Source organism: Variovorax guangxiensis (assembly GCF_003952165.1).
GTDB classification, from domain to species: Bacteria; Pseudomonadota; Gammaproteobacteria; order Burkholderiales; family Burkholderiaceae_C; genus Variovorax; species Variovorax guangxiensis.
Genome location: NZ_RXFT01000010.1, coordinates 70,408 through 82,461 on the forward strand (window position 1 = coordinate 70,408; position 12,054 = coordinate 82,461).

Below are 12,054 nucleotides of genomic sequence, written 5' to 3' on the forward strand. Positions count from 1 at the left end.
GTCGAGGAGTGGAGGTCAGGCATTTTGCCGCGACAGCGCCTTCTGCGGCGACGCGAGCGGAAGGTGCACGACGGCGTCCAGCCCGACGACCCGTCCGCTGCCGTCGGGGTCGGTGCGGTTGTCCAGGCTGATGCGCCCGCCCAGCGCCAGCACGATCTCGCGGCAGATCGCCAGCCCCAGCCCCGATCCGCTGGAGGTGCTGCCCGCCGCGAAGGGCGCGAAGAGGCGCTGGCGCAGCTCGGGCGAGATGCCGGGGCCGCCGTCTCGCACCACCAGCACCGCGTCGGCGCCTTCGGGGCGCACCGCCACCGACAGCGCGGCGCCCGGCGGGCTCTGCTTGATCGCGTTGTGCAGCAGGTTGCGCGTGAGCTCCTGCAGCATCCACTGGTGGGCGCGCACCGGCACGGGCTCGTCGATGGCGAGCTCGAAGTCGAGCGCCTTGTCGGCCACCAGCGGCGAGAGGTCGAGCGCGATGTTGCGCGCCACCTCGCCGAAGTCCAGCGTCACCGATTCCGGCTGCTGCCGCAGTTGTTCCACCTTGGCGAGCGACAGCATCTGGTTGGCCAGCATGGTCGCGCGGTCGACGGTGCCGCTGATCTCGTCCAGCGCCTGCCCGGGCGCCACATCGCCGCGCTGGGCGGACTGCACCTGCGCCTTGAGCACCGCCAGCGGCGTTCGCAGCTGGTGGGCGCTGTCGCGCACGAAGCGCTTCTGGTGGTCCAGCAGCCGCTGCAGCCGGCCCATGACCTGGGTGGTGGCATCGATCAGCGGGCGCAATTCGCGCGGCGCGTCGGGCGCGTCGATGGGCGAGAGGTCGTCGGCCTGGCGCCGCTCGATGGCTTCGCCCAGCTCGCGAACCGGCCGCGTGGCGCGCTGCACCACGAACACCGTGACCAGCGCGATCACACCCATCAGCAGCAGCTGGCGCCACAGCGTGTCGATGAGCAGCTTGCGCACCAGCGTTTCGCGCAGCTCCAGCGTCTCGGCCACCTGCACCACGGCCATGCCGCGGCCGGTGGCGCTGGCCACCGGCTGCAGCAGCACCGCCACGCGCACCGGCTGGTTGCGGAACTGCGCGTCGTAGAAGTCGACCAGCGCCGAATACGCGCCCCGGTCCGGAATGCGGCCGTGCCAGAAGGGCAGCTCGGCAAAGCCCGAGATCATCTCGCCGTCGAGCGCCGAGACCCGGTAGAAGAGCCGGCTGCGGTTGTCGGCCTCGAAGGCCTCCAGCGCGGAGTACGGCACGATGGCGCGCAGCCGCGCCATGTCGTCGTAGCCCTCCACGTCGAGCTGCTCGCCGATGGTCTTGGCCGACGCCAGCAGCGTGCGGTCGTAGGCCGTGGTGGCGGCCGCCAGGCTCTGACGGTACAGGCTCACGCTGTTGATCACGATGAACACCGCCACCGGCGCGAGGATGCCGAGCAGCAGCCGCGCGCGAAGCGAGGAGATGCGGGTCATGCCTCGGGTCGCAGCAGGTAGCCCAGGCCGCGCATCGTCATCAGCACGGCGCCGGTGCCCACCAGCTTCTTGCGCAGCCGGTACACCACCACCTCGATGGCCTCGTACTGCACGTCGGTCTCGCCCGGAAACACCAGCTCGAAGAGGCGCTCCTTGGTCACGGCGTGGCCGGGCTTCATCATCAGCGCCTTCAGCAGGGCCAGTTCGCGCGGGGTGAGCTCGAGCAGCTCGGCGCGGTTGTAGATGGCGCCGTTGTCGGGCTCGAAACGCAGCCCACCGATCTCCTGCGGGTTCAGCCCCGCGTCCTGTCCGGCAACGCCGTGGCTGCGCCGGCGCAGCGCGCGGATGCGGGCTTCCAACTCGTCGAGGTCGAAGGGCTTGGGCAGGTAGTCGTCGGCGCCGGCGTTCAGGCCGACGATGCGGTCGCCCACCGTGCCGCGCGCCGTCAGCAGCAGCACCGGCGTGCGCAGGCCCTCGGCGCGGGCCTGGGCCAGCACCTGCAGGCCGTCGAGGTTGGGCAGGCTCAGGTCGAGGGCGACCACGTCGGGCTCGATGGCGCGCCACTGCGTGACGGCCTCGGCGCCGTCGCCGCACACGCGCACGTCGATGCGGCGGCGTCCCAGGGTGCGCTGCAGGGTGATTTGCATCGTGGGGTCGTCTTCGACCAGCAGCAGCTTCATACGTTGGCGTCGGGAGGGCGTACTTTGGTGTTTTCCCCAGTCTGGCGGACAGCCAACTGACAGCGGGGCGGCGCATGATAGCGCTCAGCTAAAAGTCAGCTTCCTTTCAAGTTCCTTCCAATCAGGAGACCCCAGCATGCGTCGCGACACCTTTCTGAAGTCACTGGCCGCCATGGCCGCCGTCGGAGCCCTGCCACTGTCGGCTCGCGCGGCCGCCAACGTCAAGATGATGATCCCGGCCAACCCGGGCGGCGGCTGGGACACCACCGGCCGTGCCCTGGGCAAGGCGCTGACCGACGCCAAGGTGGCCGACACCGTCACCTACGACAACAAGGGCGGCGCCGCCGGCGCGCTGGGCCTGGCCCAGTTCGTCAACGGCTCCAAGGGCGACGCCAACGCGCTGATGGTCATGGGCTCGGTCATGCTGGGCGGCATCATCACCGGCAAGCCGCCGGTCAACCTGTCGCAGGCCACGCCCATCGCGCGCCTGACCACCGAATACAACGTGTTCGTGCTGCCGGCCAACTCGCCGTTCAAGACCATGAAGGACGTGGTCGAGCAGCTCAAGAAGGACCCGGGCAGCGTCAAGTGGGGCGGCGGTTCGCGCGGCTCCACCGAGCACATCGCCGCGGCCATGATCGCGCAGAAGGTCGGCGCCGACCCATCCAAGATCAACTACGTCGCCTTCCGCGGGGGCGGTGAGGCCACCGCCGCCATCCTGGGCGGCAACGTCACCGTCGGCGGCAGCGGCTACAGCGAGTTCGCCGAATACATCGCCGCCGGCAAGATGAAGCCCATCGCCGTCACCTCGGCCCAGCGCCTGCCGGGCGTGAACGTGCCCACGCTGAAGGAGCAGGGCATCGACGTGGAAATCGGCAACTGGCGCGGCGTCTACGGCGCCCCCGGCATCTCGGCCGAGCAGCGCAAGGCACTGACCGACATGGTGCTGGCCGCCATGAAGAGCTCCTCGTGGGCCGAATCGCTCAAGAAGAACGACTGGACCCCGGCCGTGCTCTCGGGCGATGCCTTCGCCAAGTTCGTCGACGACGACTTCGCGAGCCTGCGGGCCATCATGACGAAGTCCGGCATGGTCTGACCCCGCGGCGCTTGCACTGCTACTGGCCCGCCCCACGGCGCGCTGTCCTCGCAAGAGACGACAGCGTGCCGTTTTCAAATCCAGCTCCACATTCCCGGGAGAAAAAATGACAACTCCAGACTCCTCGGCCCCGCCGCAACCCGCGGCCACGTGGCCGCAAACCCTGGTCGGCGCCGGCGTGCTGCTGACCGGCGTGGCGCTGGCCTTCGGCGCCATCGGCATTTCTTCCGACGCCGGCTACGGCGGCGTCGGCCCCAATTTCCTGCCCTGGCTGGTGTCCGTGGTGCTCACGCTGTGCGGCGCCTGGATCCTCTGGGAGGCGCGCACCGGCGGCTTCCGCGAGCTCGATGCACCCTCGGGCGCCGAGCATGCCTACTGGCCCGGCTTCATCTGGGTGTCGGCGGGGCTGCTGCTCAATGCGGCGCTCATCACCACGCTGGGCTTCATCCTGAGCTGCACGCTGTGCTACCTGCTGGCCGTGCAGGGGCTGCGCCGCGCGAGCGGGCAGGCCGGTGTCAATTCGCCGCGGACCTGGCTCATCGACCTGGTCACCGGCGCCGTGATCTCCGCTCCCGTGTTCTGGATGTTCACGCAATTCCTGGCCATCAACCTGCCTGGCCTCACCAACACCGGGTGGATTTGACATGGAAATCTTCAACGCCCTCATGGCCGGCTTCGCAGCCGCCATCACCCCCGTCAATCTCCTCTGGTGCCTGGTCGGCTGCGCCCTGGGTACGGCCGTCGGCGTGCTGCCCGGCATCGGCCCGGCCGTGGCGGTGGCCATGCTGCTGCCGATCACCGGCAAGGTCGACATCACGGCCTCGATGATCTTCTTCTCGGGCATCTACTACGGCGCCATGTACGGCGGCTCGACCACCTCCATCCTGCTGAACACACCCGGCGAAACCGCAAGCATGGTGACGGCGATGGAGGGCAACAAGATGGCCAAGAGCGGCCGGGCAGGCGCGGCGCTCGCCACGGCGGCCATCGGCTCCTTCGTGGCCGGCACCATCGCCACCGTCGTCGTCACGCTGTTCGCGCCCTTCGTGGCCGACTTCGCCGTCAAGCTCGGCCCGCCGGAATACTTCCTGCTGATGCTGCTGGCCTTCACCACCGTGAGCGCGGTGCTCGGCAAGAGCACGCTGCGCGGCATGACGGCGCTGTTCGTCGGCCTCGCGGCAGGCTGCATCGGCCTCGACCAGATCTCGGGCCAGGGCCGCTACACCGGCGGCATCCCCGAGTTGCTCGACGGCATCGAGATCGTGCTGGTGGCCGTGGGCCTGTTCGCCGTGGCCGAGGTGCTGTACGCCGTGCTGTACGAAGGCCGCGTGGTCGAGGGCCAGAACAAGCTCAGCCGCGTGCACATGACCAAGCGCGACTGGAAGCGCTCCATTCCTGCCTGGCTGCGCGGCACCGCCATCGGCACGCCCTTCGGCTGCATTCCGGCCGGCGGCACGGAGATCCCGACCTTCCTGAGCTACGCCACCGAGAAGAAGCTGGCCAAGGACGCGGAAGCCAAGGCCGAATTCGGCACCTCCGGCGCCATCGAAGGCGTGGCCGGCCCCGAGGCCGCCAACAACGCCACGGTGACGGCCGCGCTGATCCCGCTGCTCACGCTGGGCATTCCCACCTCGAACACCACCGCCATCCTGCTGGGCGCGTTCCAGAACTACGGCATCCAGCCGGGGCCGCAGCTCTTCACCACCTCGGCCGCGCTGGTGTGGGCGCTGATCGCGTCGCTCTACATCGGCAACGTGATGCTGCTGGTGCTGAACCTGCCGATGGTGGGCCTGTGGGTCAAGCTGCTGAAGATTCCGAAGCCCCAGCTCTACGCCGGCATCCTGATCTTCGCGACGGTGGGTGCCTACGGCATGCGCCAGAGCGCTTTCGACCTGTTCCTGCTGTACGCCATCGGCATCCTGGGCGTGGTGATGCGCCGCTTCGACTTCCCGACCGCTCCGGTGGTTGTCGGCATGATCCTCGGCCCGCTGGCCGAAGCGCAGCTGCGCAACGCCATGTCGATCGGCGAGGGCAGCGCGGCGGTGTTCTTCCAGCGCCCGATGTCGATCGTGCTGATCGTCATCGTGGTGGCCGTGCTCATCCTCCCGCGCCTGGCAAAGCGCATGAGCGAACGCAAGCTGGCGAAGCTGGCGCAGATGGACGCCTGATCCTTCCCGGGCCCCGTCCGGGGTCGGGCCAAAAAAAAGCTGCGGCATTTGCCGCAGCTTTTTTGTTTGTGCCGGAAGGTTTTGCTTACCGCCCAGGCGCGGGCGTTTCGACCAGATCGTCGTCGATGTGCGGGTCCGCCGGCTGACCGCGCAACTTGCGCACGGTGCGCTTGATCCAGTGCTCGATGTCGTCGATGTAGGTGAAGACTGCCGGCACCACCAGCAGGCTCAGCACGGTGGAGGTGATGAGGCCGCCGATCACCGCCATCGCCATCGGCGAGCGGAAGCTGGAGTCGGCCGCGCCGAAGCCGACCGCGATGGGCAGCATGCCCGCGCCCATGGCCAGCGTCGTCATGATGATGGGGCGGGCGCGCTTGTGGCAGGCGTCGCGCAGGGCGTCCCAGCGGTTCATGCCGTGGTCGCGGCGCGCCACGATGGCGTATTCCACCAGAAGAATGGAGTTCTTCGTCGCGATGCCCATCAGCATGATCAGGCCGATCAGCGAGGGCATCGACAGCGCCTTCTGCCCGATCAGCAGGCCCACGAAGGCGCCGCCCAGCGCGAGCGGCAGCGCGCACAGGATGGTCACCGGGTGCAGGAAGTCCTTGAACAGCAGCACCAGCACGATGTAGATGCACAGCACGCCGGTGAGCATGGCCAGGCCGAAGCTCGCGAAGAGTTCGGTCATGACTTCGGCGTCGCCCACTTCGGCGATGCGCACTCCCGGCGGCAGTTTCTGGATCGAGGGCAGCTTCTGCACCGCGTCCTTCGCGTCGCCCAGGCCGACGCCGGAGAGCTCGATCTCGAAGTTCACGTTGCGCGAGCGGTCGTAGCGGTCGATGACGGCCGGGCCACCTTCCATGCTCAGCGAGGCCACCTGGTTCAGCATGACCGGCCCACGCGTGCCCGGCACCGACAGGCGCCCGAGCAGGTCGATGTCCTTGCGGGCCGAGTCTTCCAGCTTCACCACGATGGGCACCTGCCGCTGCGCGAGGTTGAGCTTGGCCAGCGACTGGTCGTAGTCGCCCAGCGTGGCCACGCGCAGCGTCTCGGCGATGGCGGCGCTGGTCACGCCCAGGTCGGCGGCGCGCGCGAAGTCGGGTCGTACGGCGATCTCGGGGCGGATCAGGCTCGCGGTGGAGGTGATGTTGCCCAGGCCGGGGATGGTGCGCAGGTCCTTCTCGACCGCGCTGGCCGCGCTCGACAGCGCCACCGGGTCCTCGCCCGTGAGCGCCAGGATGTACTTCTCGCCCGAGCCGCCCAGGCCCACAGTGCTGCGCACGCCGGGCAGGGTTTCGAGCGCCGCTCGGATCTCGTTCTCGATCACCTGCTTGCGCGGCCGGTCGCCGCGCGGGTCGAGCTTGATGGTGAGCGTGGCCTTGCGCGTCTCGGGCGTGCCGAAGTTCGCGAACGGGTCGCCGCCCGCGCTGCCGCCGGCCACCGTGGTGTAGACGCTCTTCACGTGCCGGATCTTCATCACGCGGTTGCGCGTTTCTTCCGCCGCGGCCGTTGTCTGCGCCAGCGTGGAGCCAGGCGGCAGCGACAGGTAGATCTGCGTCTGCGAGTTGTCGTCGGGCGGAATGAAGCCCGTCTTGAGCAGCGGGATCATCGCCAGCGAGCCGAAGAAGAAGAGGGTGGCGAGCACCATCGTCTTGAAGCGGTTGTGCGTGCTCCACTCCACCGCGCGCATGTACCAGCGCAGCCAGCCCGGCTCCTTCTCGGCGCCGATCACCGGCTTGAGCATGTAGGCCGCCATCATCGGCGTGAGCACCCGCGCGACCACCAGCGAGGCGAACACCGCCAGCGATGCCGTCCAGCCGAACTGCTTGAAGAACTTGCCGGCCACGCCGCTCATGAAGGCGGTGGGCAGGAACACCGCGATCAGCGTGAAGGTGGTGGCGATCACCGCCAGCCCGATCTCGTCGGCCGCCTCCATCGCCGCCTGGTAGGGCGTCTTGCCCATGCGCAGGTGGCGCACGATGTTCTCGACCTCCACGATGGCGTCGTCCACCAATATGCCGACCACCAGCGACAGCGCCAGCAGCGAGATCACGTTCACCGAGAAGCCCAGCAGGTGCATGCCGATGAAGGCCGGAATCACCGACATCGGCAGCGCGATGGCCGAGACGAAGGTGGCGCGCCAGTCGCGCAGGAAGAGCCACACCACCACCACCGCGAGGATGGCGCCCTCGTACAGCAGGTGCAGCGAGCCGTTGTATTCCTCTTCCACCGGATCGACGAAGTTGAAGGCTTCGGTCAGCTCGATGTCGGGGCGCGCGGCGCGCATGTCGGCCAGCGCCTTCATCACCGCGTGGCCCACCTCGACTTCGCTGGCGCCGCGGCTGCGGGCCACTTCGAAGCCGACCACCGGCTTGCCGTTGAGCAGGGCCGCTGCGCGCGGCTCGGCGATGGTGTCGCTCACGCGCGCCACCTGGTCCAGGCGGATGCGGCGGCCGTCGCTCAGCACGATCTGCATGTCGGCGAGCTGGTCGGCCGACTTCACCGTGGCCATGGTGCGCACCGGCTGCTCGCTGCCGCCCAGGTCGAAGCGGCCGCCCGCGCTCTCGGTCTGCACCTGGCGCAGCTGGCGAGAGATGTCGGCCGCCGAGGCGCCCAGCGCCTGCAGCCTGGACGGGTCGAGATCGATGTGCACCTGGCGCGTGACGCCACCCACGCGGTTCACCGCGCCCACGCCGGGCAGCGCGAGCAGCTTCTTGGTGACGTCGTTGTCGACGTACCAGCTCAGCGCCTCGGCGTCCATGGCCGAAGAGGCGATGGTGAAGGCCAGCACCGGCTGCGCCGCGAAGTCGAGCTTGGTGACCACAGGGTCGCGCACGTCGGCCGGCAGGTCGGCGCGCACGCGCTGCACCGCGGAGCGCACGTCGTCCACGGCCTCCTGCACCGGCTTCTCGAGACGGAACTCGACGATCAGCGTGGCGGCGCCGTCCTGCACCTTGGTCGTGATGTGCTTGAGGCCCTGCACCGTGGCGATGGAGTTCTCGAGCTTGCGCGCGACGTCGGTCTCCAGCTGCGAAGGCGCGGCGCCGGGCAGCGAGGCCGAGACCGTCACGGTCGGCAGGTCGATGTCCGGAAAGTTCTGCACCTTCATCGCGTTGAACGACAGCAGCCCACCGAAGGTGAGCAGCACGAACAGCATCACCGCCGGAATCGGGTTGCGTATGGACCAGGCGGAAACGTTCATGGGCGTGTCCTTTGCATTGCTTACTTCGCCGCAGCGTCGGATGCCGCCGGCCTGGCGGGCTGGGCCGCGGCGGATGAAGGAGGCGAGGGCGCATCGACCACGCGCACCAGGTCGCCGTCGTTGAGGAAGCCCGCGCCCTGCACCACCACCTGGGCGCCCTCGGGCAGCGCGCTGGTGATCTCGATGCGGTCGTTCAGCCGCCGGCCGATCTGCACCTTCATCTGCGCCACCTTGTTGTCGGGCTTCAGGATGAACACGTTGTTGAAGCCGTCGCGCGGCACCACGGCGGCCTGCGGCACCGTCGGTGCCGTGCTGCGGCCGAGTTCGAAGTCGCCGCGCGCGAACATGCCGGCCTTGACGCCGGTGTTCTGCTGCACGTTGGGCAGGTCGACATACACCAGCGCCGCGCGCGTCTGCGGATCGACCGTGGGCGCGATGCTGCGCACCTTGCCGCGCACCTGCGCGCCGCTGGCGCTGACCACGAAGGCGGTGGTGCCGACCGAGACGCGGCTGAGCTCGGCCGAGGTCACCTCGGCGCGCCATTCGAGGCGGCCCTGGCGGATCAGCCGGAACAGCTCGGTGCCTGCCGCGACCACGCTGCCCACGGTGGCCGTGCGCGCCGAGATCACGCCGTCGTCGGGCGCCAGCACCTGCGTGTTGCGCCCGCGTACCTGCTGCGCGGCCAGCACGGCCTCGGCCGCCTCCACGCGCGCCCTGGCGGTCTGCTCGGTGGTCTGGTACTGGTTGATCTGCTGCTGGCTCAGCGCGCCCGTGGCCTGCAGCGTGCGCGCGCGCGCGGCGTTGCCGGCGGCGGCGGCTGCGGTGGCGCGGGCCTCGGCCAGCGAGGCGCGCGCCTGCGCGATGTCGGCCTGCACCGTCTCGGGCGAGAACACCGCGAGCACCTGGCCCTTCTTCACCGTATCGCCCACGTTCACGCGCACCTCGGCCAGCTTCAGGCCGTTGGACTCGGAGCCGACCACGGCCTCCTGCCACGCGGCCACGTTGCCGTTGGCCGCGAGCGTGAGCATCAGCTCGGTGGCTTCGGGCCTGGCCACGGTGACGGTCAGCGCGGGCCTGGGCGACGCGGCGCCGTCCTTGCCCTTGGCAGCCGCGGCGTGATCGCCGGCCTTGTCCGAGGGCTTTCCGCCCATCATGAAGAAGATCGCCGCGATGGCGACGACCAGCGCGATCAGCGCAATGGCGAGAGTGGAACGCTTCATTGTTTTCATGGCGACGTCGCGACCTTGGCGGCCGGGGATGCGGTCATTGAGGACGATTCGGAAGAGGGGCTCGGGGCTGTCTGTCGATTCCAGCCGCCGCCCATCGAGCGGTACAGCGCCACCCATGCCTCGGTGCGCTCGCGCTGCAGCGACACGCGCGCGGTCTGCGCCGCGAACAGCGTGCGGCGCGAATCCTCCAGCTCGAACAGGCTCGCGAGGCCGCTGCTGTAGCGTGCCTGCGTGGCATCGAAGGAGGCCTGGTAGTTCTTCACCGCGGCGTCCGCGTCGGTGGTGCGGGCGTTGGTGGCGTCGAGGTTGACCAGCGCCTCCTCGACCTCGCGCACCGCCTGCCGCACATTGGCGCGGTAGAGCGACACGGCCTCGGCATAGCGCGCCTTGGCTGCATCGGCGTTGGCCTTGCGAGAGCCGCCGTCGAGCAGCGGCACGGTCAGCGAGATCGGCCCCACCGTCCAGGTTTCGAGCGACTGGTGCACGCCGCTCACGCGGTACTGCGAGCGGCCGATCGAGCCCGACACCGTGAGCTTGGGATAGCGCTCCGCCTCGGCCGAGCCCACGTCGGCGCTGGCCGATGCCACGCCCAGCTCGGCCGCGTACACGTCGGGGCGCTGCGAGATCGCCTCGGCCGGCACGCTGGCGATGCTGCCCACGGCGGGCAGCGGGCGCTGTGCCGGCGCGGCCGCGAGCTTCTGCTCGAGCGTGGTTTCGTCGATGCCGCTGAGCGAGACCAGCCCCTTGCGCTGCACCGCGCACTGGGCGCGCTGCTGCGTGAGCCGGCCCGAGGCGTCGGAAGCGCTGGCGCGGGCGAGCGCCGCATCGGCGGGCGCGGTGAAGCCGGCCTTGGCGGACAAGTCGGTGAGCCGCGAGGTCTCGGCGCGCGAGCGTGCATCCGATTCGGACACGCGCAGCTGCTGCTGGCATGCGCGCTCGGCGAAATAGGCGTTGGCCGTCTCGGCCGCCACCGCCACGCGGGCGTCGTGCCACTTGGCGTTGGCGCTGCTCTGCTTGGCCTCGGCGGCGTCGCGGTCGGCGCGCAGGCGGCCGAACAGGTCGATCTCCCATTTCGATTGCAGGCCGGCCTGCAGCGTGGTGATCGGCGTGCTGGACGAAAGACTGCTGCTGCTGCTACCGCCACCGTTGCTCGTGCCCGAGCCGCCGCTCGAAAGCCCCACCGGCCCGCGGCTTGCCGACGCGGTGCCGTCCAGGCTGGGCAGCAGCGCCGCGCCGGCCTGCACGCGCGTGAAGCGCGCCTCGGCCACGCGCGCGGCGGCGCTCGCGACGTTCGGGCTCGCGGCCTCGGCGGCGGCGATGAGTTCGACCAGCAACGGATCGTCGAGCTGGCTCCACCAGTTCGCCAACGAGGCCAGCGAGCCGCCATGGGGCAGGGGGGCGTGCCATTGCGTGGGCACGGGCGCCTCGACCTGCGCGGGCGGGCGCGTGAGCGAGCAACCGGAGAGGCCGATGCCGAGGCACACGGCGGCCGTCAGTTTGAATCGGAGTTTTCTCATTGTTTCTTCTGCTTTCTCTCGGCACGGCGGCGCGCTGCCTCGGCCTCGACCAGCGCCAGCGCATAGCCCGTGAGGCGGTCGGCCCAGGCGTCGATGGCGCGCGGCGTGCGCAGCAGCGAAGGGCGGATGGCCTCGATGAAATCCTGGCTCACGTAGAGCTGCATCGACAGCCCGGTGATCGCGAATGTCAGGCGGTGGATGTCGTCGTCGGGCCGATCCACCTTCAGGTGGCGGCACAGCAGCTCGGCGATGGCACGGTGCGGGCCCTTGATGTCGCGCTCCAGCTCCTCGGCCCAGCGGCTCGTGGGCTCCAGCATCTCGCGCATGTGCAGCTGGATGCACTGCCGCACGATCTCGCCCTGCTTGAGCGGATCGATCATCGACACCATGCACATGCGCAGCGTGGCTTCGAGCGGTTGGCCGGGGACGTTGCAGGCGGCGACGAGGTCGCTGGAGTCGCCGCCCATCGGCTCGCTGAAGGTGGCCGCGTAGAGCCCTTCCTTGTCGCCGAAGTAGTAGCTGATGGCCGAGATGTTGACCTCGGCCTCGCGGGCGATCTCGCGCGTGGAAGTCTTGGCGAAGCCCTTCTGCGCGAACAGCCGCAGGGCAGTGTGGAGCAGCCGGTGGCGTGCCTCGGCACCGTCTGCGCGCGGTGCGCGGCGAGGTGCCTGGGTGATCGGATCTCTCGCGTTCATGACCGGCAT

The 12,054-nt window shown here is 69.6% G+C and carries 9 protein-coding genes; 3 read left to right on the plus strand and 6 right to left on the minus strand.

Annotated features, from left to right (window positions below; all coding sequences use genetic code 11):
- Nucleotides 1–15: 15 nt before the first annotated feature.
- Nucleotides 16–1,458 carry a sensor histidine kinase gene (locus EJP67_RS22210; RefSeq protein WP_126023882.1) on the minus strand — a complete coding sequence of 481 codons (1,443 nt, stop codon included), beginning with the start codon at nt 1,456–1,458 and terminating at the stop codon, nt 16–18.
- Nucleotides 1,455–2,138 carry a response regulator transcription factor gene (locus tag EJP67_RS22215; RefSeq protein WP_126023883.1) on the minus strand — a complete coding sequence of 228 codons (684 nt, stop codon included), beginning with the start codon at nt 2,136–2,138 and terminating at the stop codon, nt 1,455–1,457. Before EJP67_RS22215 ends, EJP67_RS22210 begins: the two co-directional genes overlap by 4 nt.
- 136 nt (nt 2,139–2,274) lie before the next feature.
- Here EJP67_RS22215 and EJP67_RS22220 point away from each other — a divergent pair, with 136 nt between their 5' ends.
- The 3 genes from EJP67_RS22220 (at nt 2,275) to EJP67_RS22230 (ending at nt 5,402) form a co-directional block, all read left to right on the plus strand.
- Complete coding sequence (locus tag EJP67_RS22220; RefSeq protein ID WP_126023884.1) at nt 2,275–3,234, plus strand: Bug family tripartite tricarboxylate transporter substrate binding protein; 960 nt, start codon at nt 2,275–2,277, stop codon at nt 3,232–3,234.
- A gap of 106 nt (nt 3,235–3,340) precedes the next feature.
- Nucleotides 3,341–3,877 (plus strand): tripartite tricarboxylate transporter TctB family protein, encoded by a 537-nt coding sequence (locus EJP67_RS22225; RefSeq protein ID WP_126023885.1) that lies wholly within the window; start codon nt 3,341–3,343, stop codon nt 3,875–3,877.
- Nucleotide 3,878: 1 nt separating this feature from the next.
- Nucleotides 3,879–5,402, plus strand: coding sequence for a tripartite tricarboxylate transporter permease (locus EJP67_RS22230; protein ID WP_126023886.1), 1,524 nt, complete (start codon nt 3,879–3,881; stop codon nt 5,400–5,402).
- Nucleotides 5,403–5,487: 85 nt separating this feature from the next.
- Here the strand turns inward: EJP67_RS22230 and EJP67_RS22235 are convergent, their stop codons facing one another.
- The 4 genes from EJP67_RS22235 to EJP67_RS22250 are packed head-to-tail and all read right to left on the minus strand — an operon-like array spanning nt 5,488 to nt 12,045.
- On the minus strand, nt 5,488–8,604 hold the full coding sequence (locus EJP67_RS22235) for an efflux RND transporter permease subunit (RefSeq protein ID WP_126023887.1): 3,117 nt from the start codon (nt 8,602–8,604) through the stop codon (nt 5,488–5,490).
- Nucleotides 8,605–8,624: 20 nt separating this feature from the next.
- Nucleotides 8,625–9,833, minus strand: a complete 1,209-nt coding sequence (locus tag EJP67_RS22240; protein WP_126023888.1) for an efflux RND transporter periplasmic adaptor subunit — start codon at nt 9,831–9,833, stop codon at nt 8,625–8,627.
- Entirely contained in the window at nt 9,830–11,350 is a 1,521-nt protein-coding gene (locus EJP67_RS22245; RefSeq protein WP_126023889.1) for an efflux transporter outer membrane subunit, read from the minus strand. The genes EJP67_RS22240 and EJP67_RS22245 overlap by 4 nt, the downstream gene beginning before the upstream one ends.
- Nucleotides 11,347–12,045, minus strand: coding sequence for a TetR/AcrR family transcriptional regulator (locus EJP67_RS22250; protein ID WP_240650744.1), 699 nt, complete (start codon nt 12,043–12,045; stop codon nt 11,347–11,349). The genes EJP67_RS22245 and EJP67_RS22250 overlap by 4 nt, the downstream gene beginning before the upstream one ends.
- Nucleotides 12,046–12,054: the final 9 nt, after the last annotated feature.

Coding starts and splice junctions, on each gene's coding strand:
- EJP67_RS22245 (WP_126023889.1), bottom strand. CDS start 11,350: ATGAGAAAACTCCGATTCAAACTGACGGCCGCCGTGTGCCTCGGCATC.
- EJP67_RS22220 (WP_126023884.1), top strand. CDS start 2,275: ATGCGTCGCGACACCTTTCTGAAGTCACTGGCCGCCATGGCCGCCGTC.
- EJP67_RS22225 (WP_126023885.1), top strand. CDS start 3,341: ATGACAACTCCAGACTCCTCGGCCCCGCCGCAACCCGCGGCCACGTGG.
- EJP67_RS22240 (WP_126023888.1), bottom strand. CDS start 9,833: ATGAAAACAATGAAGCGTTCCACTCTCGCCATTGCGCTGATCGCGCTG.
- EJP67_RS22235 (WP_126023887.1), bottom strand. CDS start 8,604: ATGAACGTTTCCGCCTGGTCCATACGCAACCCGATTCCGGCGGTGATG.
- EJP67_RS22230 (WP_126023886.1), top strand. CDS start 3,879: ATGGAAATCTTCAACGCCCTCATGGCCGGCTTCGCAGCCGCCATCACC.
- EJP67_RS22215 (WP_126023883.1), bottom strand. CDS start 2,138: ATGAAGCTGCTGCTGGTCGAAGACGACCCCACGATGCAAATCACCCTG.
- EJP67_RS22250 (WP_240650744.1), bottom strand. CDS start 12,045: ATGAACGCGAGAGATCCGATCACCCAGGCACCTCGCCGCGCACCGCGC.
- EJP67_RS22210 (WP_126023882.1), bottom strand. CDS start 1,458: ATGACCCGCATCTCCTCGCTTCGCGCGCGGCTGCTGCTCGGCATCCTC.